The organism is Sphingomonas oleivorans, assembly GCF_003050615.1.
In the GTDB taxonomy this organism is placed as follows: Bacteria; Pseudomonadota; Alphaproteobacteria; order Sphingomonadales; family Sphingomonadaceae; genus Sphingomonas_H; species Sphingomonas_H oleivorans.
On record NZ_NWBU01000015.1, the window covers coordinates 111574 to 135157 of the forward strand.

A 23584-nucleotide genomic window follows, 5' to 3' on the forward strand; every position below is an offset into this window, starting at 1 on the left:
CAGCGGTCCGGCCCCGATGCGGCCGCATTCCTTTCCAAACCGAGGTTGAAGTCACATGGCCGAAGAAGAAGGCACGATCGACGCGGGCGTTACCCAGCCCAACGGCCAGGATGAAGGCCCGCAGGTCGGCATGCTCGCGCAATATGTGAAGGATCTTTCCTTCGAAAATCCCAATGCGCCGATGGTCTATCAGTGGCAGGAACAGCCGCAGATCGACGTGCAGTTCAACATCGGATCGAACGTCGTGGGCGAGGATGTCTACGAAGTCTCGCTGAAGATCGACGCGCGCGCCGTGGTGAACGGGCAGACCGCCTTCGCGGTCGAGCTGGTCTATGCCGGCCTGTTCGGCATTCGCAACGTGCCGGCCGAGCAGATCCAGCCCTTCCTTTTCGCCGAAGCGCCGCGCCTGCTCTTCCCCTTCGCGCGCCGGATCGTCTCCGATGCGGTCCGCGACGGCAATTTCCCGCCGCTGATGCTCGAACCGATCGACTTCGCCTCGCTCTATCTGCAGCAGGCCCAGCAGGCGCAGGAGCTCGCGACGGGCGAAACGGCCGGCCAGGCGTAATATTGACCCCGTAGATCAAGCCGTTCGTGTCGAGCGAAGCCGAGACATCTACGCAACGTGCCTCGGCCTCGCCCGGCACGAACGGAGCTTTCGTGAATCTTGTCAGGGCGACCGCGACGATCGGCGGGCTGACGCTGATCAGCCGCATTCTCGGCTTCGCGCGCGACATGCTGATGGCGCGCTTCGTCGGCGCCGGCTTCGCGTCGGATGCCTTCCTGATCGCCTTCCGCCTGCCCAATCTGTTCCGCGCGCTCTTTGCCGAGGGCGCCTTTGCATCCGCCTTCGTGCCGATGTTCAACCGCAAGGTAGGCCGCGACGGCGAGAATCTGGCGGCAGGCATCAGCTTCGCGGACGAGGTGCTGTCCGTCCTGCTGCCCGTGCTGATCCTGTTCACCGGGCTGATGATGGCGCTCGCAGGCCCCGTCGTCTGGGCGATGACGGGCGGCTTCCATGACGGCACCGCGCAGAAATTCGCGCTGGCGACCGAATTCACACGGATCACCTTTCCCTATCTGCCGCTGATCTCGCTCGTCTCGCTGCTCGGCGGCATATTGAACTCGGTCAACCGCTTCTGGGTGAATGCGGCGGCGCCCATATTGCTCAACATCTGCCTGATCGCGGGGCTGCTCTTCTTCCGGGGGCAGGACGACATCGACACGGCGCGCACGCAGGCGATCGCCGTCACCCTGTCGGGCGTGCTCCAGCTCGCCTGGCTGATCTGGGCGTGCCGGCAAGCCGGGATCGTGCTCAGGTTGCGCCGTCCACGCCTTTCTCCCCAGGTGAAGGAGTTGCTGCGCGTCATCGGCCCCGCGGCGCTGGGCGCGGGCGCGGTGCAGTTCAACCTGCTGATCTCCACCTCGCTCGCCGCACGCTTCCTGCGCGAAGGTTCGGTCTCCTATATCTATTATGCCGATCGGCTGAACCAGTTGCCGCTGGGCCTGATCGGCATCGGCGTAGGCACGGCGATGCTGCCCGCCCTCTCCCGCCAGATCGGCGGCGGGGACGACAAGGCCGCGCTCCATACGCAGAACCGGGCGATCGAGCTCGTCCTTCTGCTCACCTTGCCTGCCTTCGCGGCGCTGATGGTATCGGCCACGCCGATCATCCGCGGGCTGCTCCAGCATGGCGAATTCAGCGCGGACGACACGATCGCGACGGCCAATGCGCTCGCCTTCTTCTCGATCGGCCTGCCCGCCTATGTGCTGATCAAGGTGCTCACCCCCGGCTTCTATGCCCGGGCGGACACCAAGACGCCGGTCAGGATCGCGCTGGTCGCGATGCTGGTGAACCTGATCCTCAACCTGATCCTGATCTGGCCGATGGCGCATGTCGGGCTGGCGTTGTCCACGGCCGTTTCCGCCTGGGTGAATGCGGGCCTGCTCTACTGGACGCTCCATCGTCGCCGGCATTTTTCGGTGGATGCGCGGCTGAAGCGCAGCGCGGTCCGGCTGGGCGGCGCGACGCTGATCATGACGGCCCTGCTCTTCGCGCTCAATCCTCTGGTCGATCCGATGATGGCGCGCGGTCTGGAATTGCGCGTGGCGGGCCTGGCCCTGCTGATGGGCGCGGGCGCCGCCGCCTATTTCGGCGCGGCCTTCCTGCTCGGCGCCTTCCGGCTGGCGGATCTCAAGACGCAACTTCGCCGCAAGGCTTGACCGGAGCGCCGCACTCCGCAACAGGCCATGGCCATGAACAAGCGCGTCGTATCGGGCATCCAGCCCACCGGAAATCTTCATCTGGGCAATTATCTGGGTGCCATCCGCAACTGGGTGCGCATGCAGGAGGAGAATGAGTGCCTGTTCTTCCTGGCGGACCTGCACGCGATCACCGTCCATAACGATCCGGCGACGCTGCGCGGCAACATCCGCGAAATGGCGGCGACGGTGCTGGCGGCGGGGATCGATCCGGCGCGCTCCATCCTCTTCCGCCAGGCGCATGTGCCGGCCCATGCCGAGCTGTGCTGGCTGCTGAACGGCACCGCGCGGATCGGCTGGCTCAATCGCATGACCCAGTTCAAGGAGAAGTCGGGCAAGAACCGGGAGGGGGCGAGCGTCGGCCTCTATGCCTATCCGGTGCTGCAGGCGGCGGACATTCTCGCCTATCAGGCGACGCATGTTCCGGTGGGCGAGGACCAGAAACAGCATCTGGAGCTGGCGCGCGATATCGCGACCAAGTTCAATACCGATTTCGGAATCGAGCTGTTCATGCTGCCCGAACCGATCATCCCGCCGGCGGCGGCGCGGATCATGTCGCTGCGCGACGGGACGGCCAAGATGTCCAAATCCGACCCTTCGGACATGAGCCGGATCAACCTGACCGACGATGCGGACATGATCATGCAGAAGATCCGCAAGGCCAAGACCGATCCCGAGCCGCTGCCCGAAGATCCGGCGGAGCTGGAGGGACGGCCCGAGGCGCGCAATCTGGTGGGAATCGCGGCGGCGCTGACCGACCGGACGCCCGCCGAGGTGCTGGCCGAACATGGCGGCCAGGGCTTCGGACAGTTCAAGCCGATGCTGGGCGAGATAGTCGTTACGACGATCGAGCCGATTTCGAAGCGGATCGCGGAGTTTCGCGACGACCCGGCGGAGCTGGACAGGATATTGGCACAAGGCGCTGAAAAGGCGCGGGAAATTGCGGCGCCGACGCTGGCCGGCGCCTATGCCGCGATGGGATTGTAACGAAACCAGACTGTTCCCCGAACGTTCAACCTGGGTTAAGTCGTTCCCATGATAGGGTGAGTAGTTCGTTCGGAAGGTCGTTCGCAATGTCCCTGATGAAGAAGATCGTCACGATGGCGGCGCCGATCGCGCTGCTCTCCCTCGGCGCCTGCGCGACGCCATTCCGTGCGGACGTCGCACGGTTCCAGCAGATGCCCGCGCCGCAGGGCCAGAGCTTCACCATCCGGGCGAGCGATCCGCGCCTCCAGGGTGGCCTGGAATTCGGGCAATATGCCACGCTGGTGAGCCAGCGGCTGACGGCGCAAGGCTATCAGCCCGCCGCCAATCCGGCTGAGGCGACGCTGGTCGTGAACCTCGATTATGGCGTCGACAATGGCCAGGAAAAGGTCATCACCCGGCCGGGCTTCGGCAGCTGGGGCGGCTGGGGTCCCTATTATCCGCGCCGCTGGGGCCATCGTTCGGCCTTCTATTATGGCTGGAACGACCCCTTCTGGTATTCGCCCTTCGGCTATCCGGAAGTGGAAAGCTATCGCTACTATACCAGCCATCTGGAGATGACGATCAACCGCGCGGCGGATGGCCAGCGGCTGTTCGAGGGCAAGGCCAAGGCACGCTCGCTGGACGACAGCCTGCCCCGGCTGGTGCCCAATCTGGTGGAGGCGATGTTCACCGGCTTCCCCGGCCGTTCGGGCGAGGAAGTGCGGATTACGGTGCCGCCGCCCAAGAAGGGCTGAGGTTCGCTATTCCGGTCATTCTCCATCAACCTCATCGCTGGTGGAGATAGACATGGGCCCCGGCCTTCGGGTGCCCATCAATCATTATTTGATGGGAGCCCTGCGCCGGGGCGACGGTTGAGGTGGATCAGAAAATATCGCGGCCGATCAGGTTGCGGGTGAGCGTGCGGCGCATGATCCAAAGATCGAGGCGAAGCGACCAGTTGCGCGCATAATGAAGGTCGAGATCGACGTTGCGGCGCGCCTTTTCGGCCGTATCGATGCCGCCGCGCATGCCGTTTATCTGGGCCCAGCCGGTAATGCCCGGCTTCATGCGGTGACGCGCGGCATAGCTGCGCACCATTTCCGAATAGACATCGCCTTCGATCAGCATCCCCGGCACATGCGGCCGGGGCCCGACGATCGACATCTCCCCGCGCAGGACGTTGAAGAGCTGGGGCAGCTCGTCGATCGAGCTGCGCCGCAACAGCGCGCCGATCCGGGTGATACGCGGACTGCCCCGTTCCACCGCGACGCTGCCGTCATCCGCAGGATCCACCGTCATCGTGCGGAACTTGTAGATATGGAACAGCCGGCCGTTGAAGCCCAGGCGCGGCTGGCGGAACAGGATCGGCCCCTCGCCCTCGAGCCGGACCGCGATCGCGGCGAACAGCATGATCGGCAGCGCCAGCAGCAGGCCGAATGCAGCGACGACATAATCTTCGATCACCTTCACCAGCCCCTGCGTCCCCCTGAACGGATGAGAGGCGAGCAGCAGCATGTCCCGACCGCCGAGCCGGGTGAGCGACTGGGGCACGAAGCCGGAAGTTTCGATCGGCACGACGACATCGGCCGAAATCCACTGGACCTGGGCGGCAAGCTCGAAAATCTGCTCCGCCCGGCTCCAGGGCAGGGCGAGCACGATCATGTCGATCTGCCGATGCTGCGCGATATGGCGCAGATCGCGGACCGTGCCGGCAATTTCCCGTGGCTGGGCACTGACATCCCCGACCTCGTCGCCGAACAGGCCGACGAGCGTGTAATTTCCCCGTTCCTGCTCGCGCCGGATATGGGCGGCGATCTCGCGCCCGAGCATCCCCGACCCGATGATGGCGACACGGCGCCGCAGGAAACCCCGCTTCAGCAGATGATGATGGACGATGCGGGCCAGGAGGCGGCCGGACATCAGGCTGGCGAAGACGGCCGAGCCGGCGCCGAACAGATGGACCGGCCTGGCATCGGCACCGGGCGCATAGGTCCAGAGCAGGGCCAAAGTGACGCCGGCGGCTGCAAGAGCGCCGCGCGCGACATCATAGATCGAGGCCCCGAGATCCGCATAACGTTCGACCCGATAGGCTCGGGCGGCACGAAGCAGGCCGATGGTGGCGGCGGATGCGGCCATCCCGACGATCAGACTCTGGGGCCAGTTGAGCGTCGTGGCCGACAGGATCGAGAGTTTCTGGATGAGGAGCAGCGTGACGAAGGCTGCTGTGGCATCGATCAGCATGACGATGCGGTTGATGAAGCCGAAACTGCCCCGAATCAGGCCGGCGGGGCCCAATTGGTCGCGGTTCAATTGGACGAACGGCTCGATCGTGAAGGGATAGGGGGATGTGTCCGGCCCGGGCTTCTGGCCGGGATATTCGGCCGAGCCGTTCGGATCCCTGGAGATACGCTGCTCTGCTACCATTACCATTTACCGACTTGGATGCGATCTGCCGGCCCGTGGTAGAAGGAGGGAATTGCTTTTTCGTTAGCGCGGCTCTCTCCTAACCATCATCTCTGCCTCCGCAGAGGCGACGATCCAGTCGAACGGATTCAGGGATAAAGCGGGCAGGCGCCACCCTTCAGGCCCCGGCAGGCGGCCTCGGCCAGAGCGCGACCGGTGGGATGGGCGCGGGCCGGGACGGAGGGATCGGGCGGCTCCAGCAGCGAATAGATCATCATGCCCGCGCCGGGCCAGCGCGCGACGCGGCGGGCGAGCGCCTCCGTTTCCGCCGGCGTGCGGAACGGCCCGCCGGCGCCCTTGAACGGCACCTGCACGCCCAACATGAGCGGCCCCTTCCAATAATGGCGATAGGCGGCGAGCGCCGTCATCGGATCATAGGCCGGGCCTGCATCATAGGCGCAGATCGCCACCAGATCGATCAGCCGGGCGGCGGGCGAGCGCAGCAGGCCGAGCATCATCCCCCGCCAGGGGCTGTGCGGCAGGGCCGCGGCGAATTGGCCCTCGCCATAGGCGCCGACGCTCCATCCCGCGACGCTGACAATATAGGGGCGCGGCAGCATGGCGCGGATGCGGCGGACATAGGAAATCCAGTTGCCGTCCACCGCACAGCCTATCCGCCCGCCCGCACCCGCCGCGCAGCCGGGCATGGCGGGTTCATAATCCATGTCCACGCCATCGGCGCCGATCTGACGGACGAGCAGTGCGAGCGCGCGTTCATCGAACCGCGCCCAGCGCCAGGATTCGAGCGCGCCGACGCTGAGGATCACGCGCGTGCCGGGATTGCGCCGCTTCAATAACGCGATCGCATCGCGCAGCACCGCACCCGAAAATTGATAGCTGAGCCCGGTGCCCGACAGGTCGAGATCGCCGCGATAGACGAGATCGGGCCGGACGAAGGACAGAGCGACGAGGTTCACATAGGCCGGCGTCGCGACGAGCGCGGTGGCATAGGGGCCGGTGGCGGGCCGCTCGCGCCAGCTATCATGATAGCCCATGATGATCGGGCCTACCGGCATGCCGCCCGGCGCGGCGCAGGCGGCGGAGGCGATGAGGGTGGCGAACAGCGCCGCCACGGCGCGGCGAAGAAGGCGGATCATCGCAACGCTCCGGCCGGACGAAGCGGAACGCGCCTCGCGGAACGGCCTTGCAGCAGCCGCGTCACCGGCCGCTCGAAGCCGATATGGACGATCATGCCGGCCAGCAGCGAGCTGCCCAGCGCGAAAGGCAGGAAGGCCGCGCCATCGAGCCCGATCCACCGCCAGAGCTGCGCCAGCGCCGAGAGCAGCAAAGGATGGACCAGATAGATTGCGTAGGAGGCGTCGCCGATCCGCCCGAGAAAAGCGATGCGGGCGAGGCCGCCTGCCCGCTCCGCCAGCACGGCGCCGCCGACGATCAGTGCCGCCGGGATGCCGAGCAGGAACAGCCGACCGGACCTTTCCGGATCGAGCAGGCCGCCCGCGAGCAGCATCAGCGCGCCGCCGGCGAGCGTGAGCGCGATCGCGGCGGCGCGCGGCATGTGGCGGACATGGCCGAAGCCCATCGCGATCAGCATGCCGAAGGCGAATTCGAGCAGGATCGGATGGGCGTAGAAGCGGGCGAAGGTCCCTGCCCCAGCCGCCAGCGGCGACGAGGCGGCGAGCAGCGCGAGCGTACCGAGGACGATCCATGGCTGCACCTTGCGCGGCGCGAACAGGGCGGCGGCGAAGAGCAGATAGAAGGACATTTCATAGTTGAGCGTCCAGCCCGGGACGATCAGCGGCTCCAGCCCCATGCCCGGCGTGGGATTGGGCCAGGGCAGGAAGAGATAGGAGGCGATCAGATGTAGGGGATCGAGCCGGAGCGACTGCGCCAGCCGGGGCATGAGCAGCATCAGGGCGACGGTGAGGCTGGTGACGGTCCAATAGAGCGGCACGATGCGGATGAGGCGGCGACGGAGGAATAGGGCCGGGCGGAGCCTCTCGCGCTCGGTCGTCCGCCACATGATGAAGCCGCTGATGACGAAGAATATGTCCACCCCGCCCTGGAGCATTTCGGCGGGCCCAAGCTGCCGGCCGGCGGAAAATTGGTGGAGCGCATGATAGGCTACCACCATCAGCGCGGCGACGCCCCGCAGATATTGGATGGAAAGGAGCGTGGCGGGCCGTTCGATGCAGTTCACGCCCCCGCACCTGCGCCCGAAAGATGTCGATCCGCTTAACAGGCCAATCCCGTCCATCCCTGCGCAGGCAGGGATGACGGTTGGGGGATCAGAGCAGCGTGCCGCCGTCCGCCGCGTCGTCGCGGGCGAAGGGGAGCGGTGCGGTGCGTGGCGCATCGCCCGCCTTCTGCCCGCCGGGGCCGGTCGTCCAGCCGAGGCGCGGCACGGCGATCCGCCGGTCGCCGCGCATGTCGATCCGCTGGGCGAGCATGCCATTCTGCTCCAGATAGGCGAGCAGGCGGCGCACGCGGCCGGGCGAATGCGTGCCATAGACCGCCGCGATGCGATCGTCCGAGGGGCAGGCCTCCCCATGCAGCGCGGCGCGGGCGATCATCAGGAACATGCCCTGCATATCTTCCGGCAATTCCTCGGCCAGCGCGATGGCGGGGGCGAAGCGCTCGTCCGCCGCCGGATCGAAAATCCCTGCGCGGGCGAGCGACAGCCTTTTGCGGAAGGCGGGCAGATCGACCATGCTGTCGCTGAGCCCATGCATCCGGCAGCGGACGCCGAAATCCTGGAAGAGCAGAGCGGGCGAGCGGAAGGCGGCGTCGGCATCCTCGACGATCTCGCGCAGCACATTGGCGATCACCGCCTCGCGCTCCTCCGTGCTCAGCATAGGGCGGGAGGGCTGCTCGGCGGCGCGTTCACCGAAGACGGGCTTGGCGAAGGTACGCAACAGCTCGTTCGCGCTGGGCGGCGGCGGGGGTGGAGGCGGCGGCGGCGCGGGCTCGGCCATGGGCTCGAACAACAAGGTCTGGGCGTCGGCGGGCGGGGTCGAGGGCAAGGGAATCAGCTTGGGGCTGCCGGTGCGCGCCGAGGTTTCAACCGCGCCGATCCGGATCGGCATGGGCCGGCGCGACAAAGCGGGGCCCAGCGCCAGGAAATGGCCGCGCTCGAGATCGCGGATCGTCTCCGCCTGGCGCCGGTCCATGCCGAGCAGATCGGCGGCGCGCGCCATGTCGATATCGAGGAAGGTGCGACCCATCAGGAAGTTGGACGCCTCCGCCGCGACATTCTTGGCGAGCTTGGCGAGGCGCTGCGTCGCGATCACGCCGGCAAGCCCGCGCTTGCGGCCGCGACACATCAGGTTGGTCATGGCGCCGAGCGAGGCGCGGCGGGCATCGTCGGAGACCTCGCCCGCCACCGCGGGCGCGAAGATCTGCGCCTCGTCCACCACGACGAGCGCGGGATACCAATGATCGCGCGGCGCATCGAACAGGCCGTTCAGGAAAATGGCGGCGCAGCGCATCTGCGCATCCGCATCCAGCCCTTCGAGATTGAGCACGACCGAGATGCGATGCTCGCGGATGCGCGAGGCGATCTGCAATATCTCACCATCGCTATAGCCGGCGCCTTCGACCACCGAATGGCCGAATCGATCGCTCAGCGTCACGAAATCGCCCTCGGGGTCGATGATCACCTGCTGCACCCACTGGGCGCTGCCTTCGATCAAGCGGCGGAGGAGATGGGATTTTCCCGATCCCGAATTGCCCTGAACGAGCAGGCGGGTGGCAAGCAGCTCCTCCAGATCCATGAGCGCGGGCGCGCCCCGGTCCGATAGTCCCATATCGATGCTGACGGTCATGCGGAGGTCTTTGCGCGAAGCCTTCGGCCTGCCGCAAGAGAAGATGCGACCGATTGATACCGCAGCCCCCAATCCCCACCTCTTGCGGATGATCCAGCGAGTGAGACTTTCGCGATGAGCGTCGCCTTCCGTCGTGAATCGGACGAGGAACATCTCGAGCCCCGGCCCGAGCTGCCGATCCCGCCTGGCCCCAATCTGGTGACGGCGCGCGGCCTGTCGCTGATCGAGGCGCAGGTGAAGGAATTGGAAGCGGCGCTGGCGGCGGAGAAGGACGAGGAAGCGATCAAGGCGATCCGGCGGAAACTGCGTTACTGGCATGCGCGCCGCGCCACTGCGCGGATCACGCCCCCGCCGACGGGAGACGAGGTGAGCTTCGGATCGCGCGTGCGCTTCCGGATGGGCAAGGGACCCGTCCGCACGGTCGACATCGTCGGCGAGGACGAGGCCGAGCCCGAGGCCGGCCGCCTCTCCTTCACCGCCCCGCTCGCCCGCGCATTGATCGGCGCGGGGACGGGCGACCTGGTCGATTTCGGCGGCAGGCCGGAAGCGATCGAGATCCTCTCGGTCGGCCCGATCGAAAATTAGCGCCCCCCGCGCGGCTTGACGAACCGCGCGGGGGATATGGCATATAGAACATAACGTGAACAGATATGCCCGAGTCGTCCCCCTCCTTCGCCGCGTTGAAGCGGCAATTCGCCATGAGCGAGCCGTGCAGCGATGCGCGGGGTCGTTTCGCGCTCGGCTGCCCCACGATCGACACGGCGCTGGGCGGTGGGCTGGCGCGCGGGCGGCTGCATGAGGTGTTCGCAGCGCAGGAGGAGGATGGCGCCAGCACCGCCGGCTTCGCGCTGATGCTGGCGCTGCGTGCCTGCGACGCGGGCGAGACGATCTTCTGGATCCGGCAGGAGGCGGGCGCGCGGATCGCGGGGCGCATCCATGCGCCGGGGCTGGCCGAGCTCGGCGCCGATCCGCGACGGATTCTGTTCGCCGACACGCCCGACGAGGCGGCGACGCTGCGCGCGGCGGCGGATGCGCTGCGTTCGCCCGTGATCGGCGCGGTGCTGATCGCACCCTGGGGCAAGGCGCCGATGCTGGATCTGACCGCGAGCCGCCGGCTGACGCTCGCCGCCGAACAATCGGGCGTCACCGCAATCCTGCTGCGCGGCGCGGTCGAGCCGCCGCCGTCCGCCGCCACGTCGCGCTGGCGGGTGAGTGCCGCCCCTTCCATTCCGCTGGAGGCGGACGCCCCCGGCCATCCGGCCTTCATGGTCGATTTGCTGCGCCATCGATCGGGCCTTTCCGCCAGCGGCTGGCGCCTGGAGTGGGACCGTGACCGACTTGCCTTCCGAGCGCCGCCGCTATCTGTCGCTCTGGCTCCCCTGGCTGCCGAGCGACGCGCTGATGCGGAGCGGCGCTTCGGATGAGCGGCAGGCGGAACGGCCGCCGATCGTCTTCGTCGAGAAACAGGCCAATGCGATGCGGATCAGCGCCGTCACGCCCGGGGCGGCCGCGCTGGGCCTGACCCCCGGCCTGAGCCTGGCCGACGCGCGGGCGCGCGTGCCCGACCTGCTGGCGATCGACCGCGACCATGGCGCCGAACGGCGGCTGCTCGGCCGGATCGCCGCCGCCTGCATCCGCTATACGCCGATGGTGGCGGCCGAGCCGCCCGACGGGCTGGTGCTCGACATCAGCGGTTGCACCCATCCCTATGGCGACGAGGCGGGGCTGACCGCCGACCTTTCCCGGCGGCTGAAGCGCGAGGGGATCGCGCATCGCGCCGCCATCGCCGCCACGCCCGAGGCCGCGCGCGCGCTCGCCCGCTTCGGGAGCAGCCAGGCTGAGCGTGTCGAAGCTGCCGGACGAAGCGTGAGTCTCAGCACCCTCCGACAAGCTCAGGGTGAGTATGGACGGGTGGAGGCTTTGAAGGCGCTCCCCGTCGCGGCGCTGGAGGCGGCGCCCGAGGTGGAGCTGGCGCTGCGCCGCGCAGGGCTGAAGACGATCGGCGATCTTGCCGCCCGTCCCCGCGCCATGCTCGCCGCCCGCTTCGGCGACCTGCCGATCCGCCTCGCCCGGCTGCTGGAGGAGGAAGACCGGCGCATCACGCCCGACCGGCCCCTGCCCGCCATCGCCGCCGTCCGCCGCTTTGCCGAGCCGATCGCGCGCATGGATCATGCGCTGAGCGTGCTGGGCGAGCTGGTCGCCGAGACGGGCGTGGCGCTGGAGGCGCGCGGGCAAGGCGGGCGCCGGTTCGAGGCGCGCTTCTTCCGCAGCGACGGGGCGGTGCGCGCGCTGGCGGTGGAGACGGGCCGGCCGGCGCGCGACCCGGCGATGCTGATGCGGCTGTTCCGCGAGCGGATCGAGGGCTTACGCGATCCGATCGATCCGGGCTTCGGATTCGACCTGATCCGGCTCGACATCGCCCGCGCCGATCCCATGGCCGCCGATCAGCCGGGCTTCGACGAGCCCGCCCGCATCGCCGAGGAGACGGACGCGCTGATCGACCGGCTGGCGACGCGCATGGGGCGCGGCCGCCTGCGCCGTGCGGCGCCACGGGAGAGCCATATACCGGAGCGCGCCACCCTATCCGTCGATCCGGCGGCCGGCATCCCCGCCTGGCGCGCGCCGATGCCGGGCGAGCCGCCGCTACGCCCGCTCCACATCTTCGATCCGCCCCAGCCGGTGGAGGTGATGGCCGAGGTGCCCGATGGCGCGCCCAAATGGTTCCGATGGCGCGGCAGGGATTATGTGACGCTGCGTTCCGAAGGGCCCGAGCGGATCGCCGCCGAATGGTGGCGCCGGCGGAAGAATCAGGGGCTGATCCGCGACTATTATCGCGTCGAGGATGTTTCCGGCCGGCGCTTCTGGCTGTTCCGATCGGGCCTCTATGGCGAGCAGGAGGCGCTGCCCCGCTGGTATCTGCACGGCCTGTTCGCATGATGCCCGTTCGCATGACAGACGCGCCGGACTATGCCGAGCTGGCGACCGCCACCAACTTCTCCTTCCTGCGCGGGGCGTCGCATGCCCGCGACCTTGTCGTACGGGCGGCAGCGCTGGGGCATAAGGGAATCGGCATCGCCGATCGCAACACGGTGGCCGGCGTCGTGCGCGCCTGGACGGCGCTGAGGGACTTGCGCGCGGATCTGAAGGCCACGCACGGACTTGAGCTCGATTTCAAGCTGATCGTCGGCGCGCGGCTGGCCTTTGCGGACGGGACGCCGGACATCATCGCCTATCCCGCCACCCGCTTCGGCTGGGGCCGGCTGTGCCGCCTGCTGACGCGCGGCAATCTGCGCGCGGAAAAGGGCGAATGCATCCTCCATTTCGCGGACCTGATCGAACATATCGACGATCTGCTGCTGATCCTGATCCCGCCCGACGACCTCAATCGCCCTCCCGAGGAGGGCTGGGCCCCCTTCCCTGCGAAGCCGAAACTGAGGCTGGTGGGAACGGAGCGGAAGGAGGAGAGCAGGCCGATCCTGGCGGCCTCGCTCGCTTATCTCAATGAGGCGGCGCCGGGGCGCGTGTGGCTCGCCGCCGCGATGCATCGCCGGGGCGCGGACCGCCGCCGGCTGGCGCGGCTGGCGAAGATCGCGGATGCGGCGCGGGTGCCGCTGATCGCGGTCAATGACGTGCTCCATGCCGAGCCCGGGGACCGGCCGTTGCAGGATGTGCTGACCTGCATCCGCGAAAAGGTGACGATCCATGATGCCGGCCTGCTGCTCGAGAGCAATGGCGAGCGGCATCTGAAAGATCCGGCCGAGATGGCGCGACTGTTCCGCGATGCGCCGCGGGCGATCACTGCCACGACGGAGTTGCTCGGGCGCGTCATATTCGACCTTAAGCATCTCACCTATGAATATCCGCATGAGCCGGTGCCCGCCTGCTGGACGCCGCAGGGATGGCTGACCCATCTTACCTGGCGCAAGGCGCGTGAAGTCTATCCCGACGGGATTCCGGCCAAGGTGCGGCGGCTGCTCCACAAGGAGCTGAAGCTCATCGGCGAGCGCAACTATGCCTGCTATTTCCTGACCGTCTACGACATCGTCAAATTTGCGAAATCGCAGGAGCCGCCGATCCTGTGCCAGGGGCGCGGATCGGCGGCCAATTCGGCCGTCTGCTATGTGCTGGGCATCACATCGGTCGATCCGGCGAAGTTCGACCTGCTCTTCTCCCGCTTCGTCTCCACCGAGCGCAAGGAGCCGCCCGATATCGACGTCGATTTCGAGCATGAGCGGCGCGAGGAGGTGATGCAATATATCTACCGCCGCTATGGCCGCGACCGCGCCGGCATCGCGGCGACCGTGATCCATTACCGGCCGCGAAGCGCGGTGCGCGAAATAGGCAAGGCGCTGGGCCTGACCGAGGATGTCACCACGCGGCTCACCAGCACCGTCTGGGGCAGCTATGCGTCCGGCATGGACGAGCAGCGTTTCCGCGAGACGGGGTTCGACCCGGACAATCCGGAAATCGCGCGGCTCAATGATCTGGTGGGGCGGCTGCTGCAATTCCCCCGCCATCTTTCCCAGCATGTCGGCGGCTTCGTACTGAGCGAGGACCGGCTCGACGAGACCGTGCCGATCCACAATGCCGCCATGCCGGACCGCACCTTCATCGAATGGGACAAGGACGATATCGACGCGCTCGGCCTGATGAAGGTCGACATATTGGCGCTCGGCATGCTGAGCTGCATCCGCAAGGCATTCGACCTGATCGCCGGATGCGGCGGCACGCGCTACGGGCTGGAGACCGTCCCGCCGGAAAGGCCGCAAGTCTATGCGATGCTCCAGACGGGCGACAGTATCGGCGTGTTCCAGGTGGAAAGCCGCGCGCAGATGAACATGTTGCCGCGCCTCAAGCCCGAGGAATTTTACGATCTCGTCATTCAGGTGGCGATCGTCCGCCCCGGCCCGATCGAGGGCGACATGGTGCATCCCTATCTGCGCCGGCGGCAGGGGCTGGAGGAGCCGGACTATCCCTCCCCCGGACCGGAATATCCGCAAGATGAGCTGAAACAGGTGCTGAAAAAGACGCTGGGCGTGCCGCTTTTCCAAGAACAGGCGATGCAGCTCGTCATCATCGCCGCCGAGTTCAGCGATGCCGATGCCAACCGATTTCGCCGCGCCATGGCCACGTTCCGCAATGTCGGCACCATGCCGCAGTTCGAAAAGAAGATGATCGATGGCATGGTGCGGCGCGGCTATGATCCCGACTTCGCCCGGCGCTGTTTCGAGCAGATCAAGGGGTTCGGCAGCTATGGCTTTCCCGAAAGCCATGCTTTGTCCTTCGCGCGGCTGGTCTATGTTTCGGCCTATATCAAATGCTTCCATCCGGCGGCCTTTGCGGCGGCGCTGCTCAATTCGCAGCCCATGGGATTTTACGCGCCCGCCCAGATCGTGCGCGACGCGCGCGCGCATGGCGTGGAAGTGCTGGGCATCGATATGAACCATAGCGGGTGGGACAACAGCCTCGAACGCGATGCTTCGGGCAAGATCGCGCTGCGGCTGGGCTTCCGGCAGATCGACGGATTTCGCGTGGAATGGGCGGATGCGATGGTGGCGGCGCGCGGGGACGGCTTCGCCTCGATCGAGGCGCTCGCCCGCGCGGCCGCCCTGCCCCCGCGCGCGCTCAACCTGCTGGCCGATGCGGACGCGATCCGATCGATCGGGCTCGATCGCCGCCAGGCGCTATGGGAGGTGCGGCGCACGCCCGGCGCCGAGCTGCCCCTCTTCGCTGCCGCCAGCGCGCGCGAGCTGGGCGAGGAAGCGGATGCGGTACTTCCGGAAATGCCGCTGTCCGAACATGTGGTGGCGGATTATCAGACGGCGCGCCTTTCGCTGAAGGGCCATCCGATGCAGTTTTTGCGCCCGATCTTCGCCGCCGAGCGGGTGATGAGCTGCGCCGAGGTCGGTGCCGCGAAGGACGGGCGGCGGGTGAAGGTGGCGGGCGTCGTGCTCGTCCGCCAGCGGCCGGGCAAGGGCAATGCCATATTCGTGACGCTGGAGGATGAGACCGGCGTCACCAACATCCTGCTCTGGGCACGCGATTTCGAGCGCCATCGCCGCGCGGTGATGGCGGCGCGGCTGATGCTGGTCGAGGGACAGGTGCAGAAAAGCCCGGAGGGCATCGTCCATCTGATGGCGAGCCGGGTGAGCGACCGGACGCATGAGCTCGGCCGGCTGTCGAGCGCCCATATGGCACCCCCGCGCACCGGCGAATCCGCCGCCGCGCGCCCGTCCGGCCATCCGCGCAATGTCCGCATCCTGCCTGGCTCGCGCGATTTCCATTGAACCCCCGCCATTGACGCGCGCGCGCCCGGACCATAGGGCGAAGATACGTCGGGGAGTAGCGCAGCCTGGTAGCGCATCTGCTTTGGGAGCAGAGGGTCGCAGGTTCGAATCCTGTCTCCCCGACCATCACCGCAAAATAGCTGATTTCTGCGGTTTTCCGATGCTCTGCTGTAGCAGTTATCATAGCACTCACGGATCGAGCCATGCCATCGGGCACGGCTGACTTGGCCTTAACGGTATCGATCAACTCGAACATATGGCTGCCTCATCCGGTCGATCCCGCGTGCCGAGAGTCCCCTTGAGGTGAGAGAATAGCGAGTCAGCATGCGCTGACGCGCCCTGCACAGCTTCTGCACGGCCGCTTCACTGCCTCATCATCATTGACACCGCATCGGCTGCATCGGTCCACAGCATCAATGTCCCTCCATCCAGTGGGAGACATGCATGCCCTCCGCGCGCCGCAACCGGGCCAAATTCGGCTTTCTCATCAAGATCGTCATCGCCGCCGCGCTCGTCATCATCGCGGACCTGCTGTTCTTCGATCATCCATGGGGGTGGACGATCGGCCTCTTCGCCCTGCTATGGGCCGCCACGCTGCCGGTCACGGCGCCGGCCGTCCGCCGGAATGGACAGGCGCGCGTGGCGCTGGCCGCAGCGTGCGTCTTCGCGCTCATACTCGTCGACGATCCGAGCCTGCTCGGCTGGAGCCTGTTCTGGATCGCGCTCGCGCTTGCGGCGCTGCTGCCGCGCAGGCGCTTCGATGATGCCTGGCGATGGACGTTGCGTCTCATTATGCACGCCTTTGCCAGCGTTATCGGCCCGATCAATGACCTGTCGCGTCTTTCCCGGGTTCGACGCGCGGCGGCTCATTTCGAGCTCCGATCTGTATCAGCCATGCTCGCCTTGCCGCTCCTTGGAGGCGGCGTCTTCATCGCGCTGTTCGCCAGTGCCAATCCGCTGATCGGCAATGCGCTCTCCGCCATCCGGCTGCCCTCCCTGGGCGAATATCCGCTGCTGCGCATCCTGTTCTGGATATTCGCCCTGATCAGCGTCTGGGCCGTACTGCGGCCGCGCCGGTTCGCGACCCGGATCAAGGGCGGCAGGATCGACCCGGACATGCTGCTGCCGACCGTTCCGGTCGCGTCGATCACGCTCTCACTGATCGTCTTCAATCTCATCTTCGCCGTGCAGAACGGGCTCGATCTCCTGTTCCTGTGGAGCGGCGCGCCTCTGCCGGAGGGCGTGACGCTCGCCGACTATGCGCATCGCGGCGCCTATTCGCTGATCGCCACCGCCCTCCTGGCCGGGCTGTTCGTGCTCGTCACGCTGCGCCCCGGATCGGAGACGGCACAGCTGCCGCTGCTACGCCGGCTGGTCGTGCTGTGGGTGGCGCAGAATATCCTGCTCGTAGCGTCGAGCATCCTGCGCACGCTCGACTATATCGGCGCCTATTCGCTCACCATCCTCCGGATCTCGGCGCTCGCCTGGATGCTGCTGGTCGCCATCGGCCTCGTGCTGATCTGCGTACGGATGCTGAAGGGATCGAGCGCGGCCTGGCTGATCAACGCCAATGCCCTTGCCGCCGCCCTCCTGCTCGCGCTCGCCAGCATCGTCGATCTGGGCACGATCTCCGCCGCCTGGAACGTGCGCCACGCCCGCGAGGCCGGTGGATCGGGCGCCGCGCTCGACCTCTGCTATCTGCGCCGGCTGGGTCCGTCCGCGCTAGTATCGCTGGTCTGGCTGGAAGGACGGGTGCAGGAGCAGCACTTCCGGGACCGGCTAATCTGGGTGCGCGAGCAACTGCTGAGGCAGGCCGAAGCCGACCAGGCCGACTGGCATCGATGGACGTGGCGCAGCGCCCGCCGGCTCGGCGCGGCACGGGCGATGCTAGGCGGGCACCCGTCGCGCTCCCTCCCGGCGAGCTACGGGCGTGAATGCGACGGGCGGATTATCCCTCCACCGCCGCCGGCAACAAACGCTGCGCCCTCCGTTCCTGCCGCGCCCGCCCCACCGGCGTTGACGCGAAAGGTCGAACGATGATCCTATGTCCCATGCCCCGCGCCATCCTTGTCGTCGATGATGATCCCCACATCCGCCAGCTCCTCGTCTTCGCACTTCGCAAGGCCGGGCTCGAGGCGATCGAGGCCGAGGATGGCCAGGCGGCACTGGCAGTGGTGACGACCCATGCGCCAGATCTCGTCATCCTCGACATCAACATGCCGCGCATGGACGGGCTGGAAGTCTGCCGTCGATTGCGGGCGGCAGGCGACCTACCGATCCTCTTCCTCTCCTCGCGCGACGACGAGATCGATCGGGTTCTGGGCATCGAACTCGGCGCGGACGACTATGTGGTGAAGCCCTTCAGTCCGCGCGAGGTCGTCGCGCGCGTCATGGCGATCCTGCGCCGCACGGCAGCGCGCGCCCCGGCGGTGGAAAGGGCAACAGCCCCCTTGCGCTATGGCAAGCTGAGCCTCGACCATGAGAGCTGGCGCGCCGAATGGGCAGGCATGCAGGTCGAACTCACCGTCACCGAATTCGGCATTCTGAACATGCTGGCTGCGATGCCGTCGAAGGTGTTCAGCCGCGATGCGATCATAGATCGGCTGCACGGCCCCGGCTTCGCCATCACCGATCGCACGGTCGACAGCCATGTCAGGAACCTGCGCGCCAAATTCGGCCGGATCGGCGGAACCGACGTGATCGAGACCCGCGCGGGCATCGGCTACAGGCTGGGTTCCTGCGCTGGCGACGACGGATGATCGCGCGCATAAAGGCATTCGCCAAGCGCCGCTGGCCACGCCTCCGCCTGCGCACGATATTGCTCGCCACCCTGCTGTTCGTCGCGGCGCTGCCGGGCGTCGGCGCGGTGTTCCTGCGCGTTTATGAAAATACCCTCGTGCGCCAAACCGAGGCGGAGCTGGTCGCACAGGGCGCGGCGCTGGCCGCCAGCGCGCAGGCACTCTGGCCCGGCGTTCCGCATGCCCCCTCGCCCTGGCCCGAGGATGTACGCCCCGAACCGCTGCGGATCGATCTAAACACCACCCCGATCCTTCCCGAGCGCGCATCGCCGATCGCAGCATCCGGCGCCGCGTCGCCCGAGGCCGCCACAGCCGCACGGCGCCTCGGCCCGATCCTGGCACGCACCCGCCAGACGACGCTCGCGTCGATCCTGCTGCTGGACGGCAGTGGCCGCATCCTGACCGGCAGCCATGCAGGCCGCAGCTATGCGAGCATTCCCGAAGTACGCGCCGCGCTGGCCGGGCGGATCGAGACGGTGCTTCGCCGCAACGGCAATTATCGTCAGGTCTACCGTTTCGAATGGCTGAGCCGCGCCGCCGCGATCCGCGTCCATCATGCCCGCCCGATCGTCATCGGCGGCCGCGTTGTCGGCGTTCTGCTGCTATCCCGCTCGGCGCGTGCGCTGTTCCGTGGCATCTATGAAGATCGGGGCAAGATCGCGCTGGGCGTGATCCTGATACTTGCGACGCTGGTGATGCTGAGCGGCTTGCTTTCGCGCGGCATCGCACGGCCGATCGAGATCCTCAGCGCGGCCACCCGCGAAGTCGCCCTCGGACGCGGCACCGTTCCCGAGGCACCGCCCACGGCCGCGATCGAGATCCAGGCGCTCTACGCCGATTTCGGCGAGATGGCGCGTGTGATCGACATCCGCTCGCGCTATCTCCGCGACTTCGCCCATGCGGTGAGCCACGAGTTCAAGACGCCACTCGCCGCCATTCGCGGCGCGATCGAGTTGCTCCAGGATCATCATGCGACCATGCAGGAGGAGGAGCGGCAGTTTTTTCTCGCCAATGCCGCCGCCGATGCCGAAAGGCTGGCTCAACTCGTGACGCGCCTGCTCGAGCTCGCGCGTGCCGACATGGCGCGACCCGATCCGGCAGCGTCCACTCCCTTGGCGACACCGATCGCTCGGATAGCCGATGGACTACGCACCCGCGATTTCGTGATCGACATCGATCTGCGGGACGACCTGCCCCCTGTCGCTCTCCCCCGCAGCACGATCGAGGCGGTACTTGCCAGCCTCATCGAGAATGGCCGTCAAGCCGGGGCGAAACGCCTGTATATCCATGCTCGCGAGGCCAGCGATCATGTCATGCTCCAGCTCGCCGACGACGGCCCCGGCATTCCCCCTGCCGATCGTCAGCGCATCTTCGAGCCCTTCTTCACCAGCAAGCGCCAGAACGGCGGGACCGGGCTTGGCCTCGCGATCACCCACGCACTGCTCGAAGCCAGCCGGGCCGAGATCGCATTGCTGCCGTCGGAAGCGGGAGCGACGTTCGAGCTCAAGCTCCCGAGAGCGGCTGTTGGCTCGGGAATCGCTCCGCGAGATCCGGGGGCACCTTGAGGCGCTGTACGGCATCGACATATCGCCGGATCTGATCTCGATGATCACCGATGCTGTGCTGGAGAGCCTCTGCGGATTACGCGCGAATGGCCGTGTTCCGACCAGGACTTGAAGTGGGATGGCCATGTCCGGCGGATCGCCTCGTCGCTATAGTTCAGCCTCTCCTCGAAGGCCCTGAACCCGCCGGTCTCATTCGCGCAATGATCGAGCTGGCCATAGAGGCTGATGTCGGTGCGATAGCGCGTGTCGTGGTTGATCGCGAGATTGACCCGGCGCAGCTCGGCGAGCGTCAGCATCGAGGCCCCTCCGGGTGACGCCGGCAATAGTCGGCCCAGCCGATCGGTGCTCCAATCACAGCGGCTAGCTGATCATCATCGATCGTCCGCGGCCTCCCCGGCGGCGCCTCGTCCAGCAGGCCTTCGACACGACCCTTCAGGAGCTGCCGCGCACCAATGGCGCCATAGGCCGCGCGATTGCAGTGGCCATGGCTCCGCTCCCAACCGGCCGGGAGCCAGATCCTATGATGAAGCGAACTTCAGTTTCAGGCGACTGGATTGCACACACAAAAAAGCTCTGCTGCGTTCTACGATGCAAATCCCTGTAGGTAGTTTCTAAGCACCTTATCCGGCAATCCAACATCTAAATTAGGGCCCGCATAACAAAAAGCCTTCGAATGCGCTTCGCGTTATTTCACTCTACAGCAGGAAGGCAGCCAGATTGCAGCTCAATCTCCGCAAGGTCGCTGTCAAAGGGGGGCTTGCTATCGGCGCAGCTCAGGCGGCGAATGCTGCCCTTCAAGCCGCGTTCATAGTCATCCTTGCTCGCCTTCTTTCGCCTGCGGACTTTGGCCTAACGGCGATGGTATTCCCGATCGTCTTCTTCGTGACCATGCTGCAGGAGGGCGGACTTACGTCCGCCGTGATCCAGCGAGAGACGATCTCGCATCGAGAGCTCAGCTCGCTGTTCTGGATCAACGCCGCGATCGGCCTTGCGCTCGCGCTGCTGCTCTGCGCAGGAGCCCCCCTGGTCGCAACCTTCTACCATGAGCCGCGCGTCGAGGGGCTTACAATGGCCTCGGGCGGCCTTGTCCTGCTGGGCGCGCTAGCAGTGCAGCATCTGGCGCTCCTCAATCGCAACATGCACTATGGCCGCATGGCGTTTATCGACGTCACCGCGGCGTTCGTGGGTTTCATCGTCGCGATCGCAGTTGCCGCCGCATATCACAGCTACTGGGCGATATGGCTGCGAGGCTTCGTCACGATCGCCATGACCTTCGTGCTCGCCTGGTTGCTGAGCGGGTGGACGCCGGGCCGGCTGGCCCCGGTCAGCCAGATTCGCGATCTAATCGGGTTTGGCGGCAACATGACCGCGTTCAGCCTGTGCAACTATGCGTCACGCAATCTGGACAATGTGCTGATCGGCAAGTTCAGCGGCGAAGTCTCGCTCGGCCTCTATGACCGGGCGTACCGGATCGTCACGCTTCCGCTGCTGCTTATCAATGCACCGCTGAACCGCATCATCACGCCCGTGCTGTCGCGAACCCGCGATCAGGAGGAGCGCTACCGCAACGCATTCCTGTCGACGCTGCAGATGGGCTTGCTGGTCACGGTGCCGCTCATGAGCTTCATCGCAGGCAATTCGAAGGGCGTTATACTCCTCCTCCTCGGTCCGGATTGGATTGACGCCGCGCCGATCTGCGCCTGGCTAAGCGTCGCCACGCTTCTTCAGCTTGCCGGCAACCCGATGGGATGGCTGTACATCAGCCAAGGCCGGAGCCGCGACCTGATGCTGGCCGGCGTCGCCAACAGCATGTTCATTTGTCTCGCGTTCGTGGCAGGATTGCCGTGGGGCGCCTTAGGGGTGGCGAAAGCCTATGCCTTCTGCGCGTTTTTGAGCACGCCTCTGCTGTTCTGGTGGGCGACCCGCCGGGGCCCGGTGAGCCTTCGCAACCTTGTCGGGGCGATTAGCCCCTTCGCCCTCGTGGCCGGGTGCTGCTTAGTCGTGGTTCACCTGTTGCAGCGATCCCGCCCTGATACGGGGCTCCTGTTTCTCATGGAACTGCTCACAGCGTCCTATGCCACGATGGTGCTGACACTATCGGTAACGAGGACAGGACGGTCGTGCCTGGCGCAAGCATGGAGCGTCGCAGTGTCCGGCTTCAGCATGATGCAAATGCGCAAGAGGTCGTCCTATGGCTGAGTCCGCACCCAACCTCTCGGTAATCATCCCCGTTTACAACGATGCCGGGCTTCTCGAAGGGTGTCTGGAGGCGCTCGCGCAGCAGAGCTATCCGGGAAAATTCGAGACGATCGTGGTCGACAACGGCGAAATATTCTCGCTTGAGGCGATCGCCAGGCGCTTCCCCAATGTCAACTTCCTTTGGGAGCCCACGCCTGGCTCTTATCAGGCGCGAAACTATGCGATCCGGCGCTCTCGCGGCGAAGTCCTCGCCTTCACCGACGCGGATTGCAGGCCCCACCGAGACTGGCTGACGAACGGTGTGCGCGCTCTGGTGGCCGACCCCGGGATCGGACTGGTCGGTGGTCGTGTGTCGGTCGTGCAGAGCACGCAGGGCCGACCGGCGATGGCGGAATTGTTCGACATCGTGACGGCCTTTCCGCAGAAGATGTACATCGAGACCGGAAACTTCGCGGTGACGGCGAACATGATCACCCGCCGGAAGGTGATCGAGCAAATCGGAGAATTCAACGCCCAGCTGAAATCGAGTGGCGACAAAGATTTCGGCGTGCGGGTCGCGGCGGCGGGGTATCGACTAGTCTATGTCGACGACGCCGTTGTCGAACATCCTGCGCGATCGTCCAACGACGAGATATTTCGCAAGATCAGACGAAGCGTCGGGGGTTCGCGCGACCGCGAACCGGATTGGGTGTCGTGCATGCGCTTCGCCATTCGCTTTGCCATCCCGCCACGGCGTGCGATCTGGCACGCGCTGACCGTCCGCGATCCGCAGCTCACAGTCGGCAAGCGGATCGGTGTGGTAGGCTATTGCGTGCTGGCGAACTGGACGCGCTCCGTCGAACGCGTCCGTCTGCAGATCAGCAAGGCTGCGTCCGCGCGCGAATGAAGTTGCAAGCTGTCGCGTACAGATATTCGGTTCGAGCAATTAATAACTGACGAGACCTGTGCGCGGGTAGGCTCGGCACATGGAAACAAAGTCGCGCTGATGCAGCGGATCCATTGTTGACCGGCTGCCGCATCCATGCCGTGGGAAGGTTAACGGGAGGCTAAGCCTCCCGTTTTGTCACAGGACGAAGCTCGCTGCGCTGAGCGTGACGGAGGTGTCGATCTGGATATGCAGGTCGGCGACCTTGTCGCCATTGATGTCGGCGAAGATGCCGGTCACGCCCGGCGTGGCGGTATCGAAGCGGACCTGCCCGGCAGCGCTGAAGGCCGACGAGCCGATGAAGCTGAACGCCTGGTTGCCGGACGCCGTGCTGTTGGCG

18 protein-coding genes, 1 tRNA gene and 2 pseudogenes are annotated in these 23584 nt (G+C 66.4%); 15 read left to right on the forward strand and 6 right to left on the reverse strand.

The features are described from left to right. Positions 1 to 55: 55 nt before the first annotated feature. The 4 genes from secB to CLG96_RS15565 all read left to right on the forward strand — a co-directional run bounded on the left by secB (position 56) and on the right by CLG96_RS15565 (position 3980). A complete protein-coding gene (secB, locus tag CLG96_RS15550) occupies positions 56 to 565 on the forward strand; it encodes a protein-export chaperone SecB (RefSeq protein WP_107969219.1) in 510 nt (169 codons plus the stop codon). Between the two features lie 92 nt (positions 566 to 657). Next, a complete protein-coding gene (gene murJ, locus CLG96_RS15555; RefSeq protein WP_107969221.1) occupies positions 658 to 2220 on the forward strand; it encodes a murein biosynthesis integral membrane protein MurJ in 1563 nt (520 codons plus the stop codon). A gap of 33 nt (positions 2221 to 2253) precedes the next feature. Continuing rightward, a complete protein-coding gene (gene trpS / locus CLG96_RS15560; protein ID WP_107969223.1) occupies positions 2254 to 3246 on the forward strand; it encodes a tryptophan--tRNA ligase in 993 nt (330 codons plus the stop codon). 86 nt (positions 3247 to 3332) lie between these two features. Further along, the gene (locus tag CLG96_RS15565; RefSeq protein ID WP_107969225.1) at positions 3333 to 3980 is read left to right on the forward strand and encodes a DUF4136 domain-containing protein; all 648 of its coding nucleotides are present in this window, start codon (positions 3333 to 3335) and stop codon (positions 3978 to 3980) included. A gap of 127 nt (positions 3981 to 4107) precedes the next feature. Here the strand turns inward: CLG96_RS15565 and CLG96_RS15570 are convergent, their stop codons facing one another. From CLG96_RS15570 to CLG96_RS15585, 4 genes are all read right to left on the reverse strand, one after another. After that, positions 4108 to 5655 carry an exopolysaccharide biosynthesis polyprenyl glycosylphosphotransferase gene (locus CLG96_RS15570; protein WP_107969227.1) on the reverse strand — a complete coding sequence of 516 codons (1548 nt, stop codon included), beginning with the start codon at positions 5653 to 5655 and terminating at the stop codon, positions 4108 to 4110. A gap of 122 nt (positions 5656 to 5777) precedes the next feature. Continuing rightward, the gene (locus CLG96_RS15575; protein ID WP_207796719.1) at positions 5778 to 6785 is read right to left on the reverse strand and encodes a glycoside hydrolase family 18 protein; all 1008 of its coding nucleotides are present in this window, start codon (positions 6783 to 6785) and stop codon (positions 5778 to 5780) included. Next, complete coding sequence (locus CLG96_RS15580; RefSeq protein WP_165799674.1) at positions 6782 to 7846, reverse strand: acyltransferase family protein; 1065 nt, start codon at positions 7844 to 7846, stop codon at positions 6782 to 6784. Before CLG96_RS15580 ends, CLG96_RS15575 begins: the two co-directional genes overlap by 4 nt. A gap of 88 nt (positions 7847 to 7934) precedes the next feature. Beyond that, positions 7935 to 9470 (reverse strand): helicase HerA domain-containing protein, encoded by a 1536-nt coding sequence (locus CLG96_RS15585; RefSeq protein ID WP_107969231.1) that lies wholly within the window; start codon positions 9468 to 9470, stop codon positions 7935 to 7937. A gap of 114 nt (positions 9471 to 9584) precedes the next feature. On the opposite strand from CLG96_RS15585, the gene CLG96_RS15590 reads away from it, so the two are divergent. The 9 genes and pseudogenes from CLG96_RS15590 to CLG96_RS19460 all read left to right on the forward strand — a co-directional run. Beyond that, positions 9585 to 10055: a GreA/GreB family elongation factor gene (locus CLG96_RS15590; protein WP_107969233.1), complete on the forward strand. Its 471-nt coding sequence runs from the start codon at positions 9585 to 9587 to the stop codon at positions 10053 to 10055. Positions 10056 to 10120: 65 nt separating this feature from the next. Continuing rightward, the gene (locus CLG96_RS15595) at positions 10121 to 10894 is read left to right on the forward strand and encodes an ImuA family protein (RefSeq protein ID WP_107969235.1); all 774 of its coding nucleotides are present in this window, start codon (positions 10121 to 10123) and stop codon (positions 10892 to 10894) included. Beyond that, a complete protein-coding gene (locus CLG96_RS15600) occupies positions 10872 to 12407 on the forward strand; it encodes a DUF6504 family protein (RefSeq protein WP_107969282.1) in 1536 nt (511 codons plus the stop codon). The genes CLG96_RS15595 and CLG96_RS15600 overlap by 23 nt, the downstream gene beginning before the upstream one ends. A gap of 11 nt (positions 12408 to 12418) precedes the next feature. Continuing rightward, complete coding sequence (locus tag CLG96_RS15605) at positions 12419 to 15757, forward strand: error-prone DNA polymerase (protein ID WP_107969283.1); 3339 nt, start codon at positions 12419 to 12421, stop codon at positions 15755 to 15757. Between the two features lie 49 nt (positions 15758 to 15806). After that, positions 15807 to 15883 (forward strand) — tRNA-Pro (locus CLG96_RS15610). Between the two features lie 318 nt (positions 15884 to 16201). Then, positions 16202 to 17797 carry a DUF4153 domain-containing protein gene (locus CLG96_RS15615; protein WP_107969237.1) on the forward strand — a complete coding sequence of 532 codons (1596 nt, stop codon included), beginning with the start codon at positions 16202 to 16204 and terminating at the stop codon, positions 17795 to 17797. Beyond that, entirely contained in the window at positions 17794 to 18516 is a 723-nt protein-coding gene (locus CLG96_RS15620) for a response regulator transcription factor (RefSeq protein ID WP_107969239.1), read from the forward strand. The genes CLG96_RS15615 and CLG96_RS15620 overlap by 4 nt, the downstream gene beginning before the upstream one ends. After that, positions 18513 to 20120 (forward strand): sensor histidine kinase, encoded by a 1608-nt coding sequence (locus CLG96_RS15625; RefSeq protein ID WP_107969241.1) that lies wholly within the window; start codon positions 18513 to 18515, stop codon positions 20118 to 20120. Before CLG96_RS15620 ends, CLG96_RS15625 begins: the two co-directional genes overlap by 4 nt. Next, a pseudogene (locus CLG96_RS19460) lies at positions 20092 to 20190 on the forward strand (transposase); the annotation flags it as partial. The gene CLG96_RS15625 and the pseudogene CLG96_RS19460, both read left to right, overlap by 29 nt. On the opposite strand, the gene CLG96_RS18520 reads toward CLG96_RS19460, so the two are convergent. Continuing rightward, complete coding sequence (locus CLG96_RS18520; RefSeq protein WP_133175410.1) at positions 20165 to 20416, reverse strand: hypothetical protein; 252 nt, start codon at positions 20414 to 20416, stop codon at positions 20165 to 20167. The pseudogene CLG96_RS19460 and the gene CLG96_RS18520 overlap by 26 nt on opposite strands. Positions 20417 to 20837: 421 nt before the next feature. Here CLG96_RS18520 and CLG96_RS15630 point away from each other — a divergent pair, with 421 nt between their 5' ends. Next, positions 20838 to 22319, forward strand: coding sequence for a lipopolysaccharide biosynthesis protein (locus tag CLG96_RS15630; RefSeq protein ID WP_165799675.1), 1482 nt, complete (start codon positions 20838 to 20840; stop codon positions 22317 to 22319). Beyond that, positions 22312 to 23205 (forward strand): glycosyltransferase family 2 protein, encoded by an 894-nt coding sequence (locus CLG96_RS15635; RefSeq protein ID WP_107969245.1) that lies wholly within the window; start codon positions 22312 to 22314, stop codon positions 23203 to 23205. Before CLG96_RS15630 ends, CLG96_RS15635 begins: the two co-directional genes overlap by 8 nt. Positions 23206 to 23382: 177 nt before the next feature. Here CLG96_RS15635 and CLG96_RS18840 read toward each other — a convergent pair. Next, positions 23383 to 23584: pseudogene (locus CLG96_RS18840) on the reverse strand (calcium-binding protein); the annotation flags it as partial.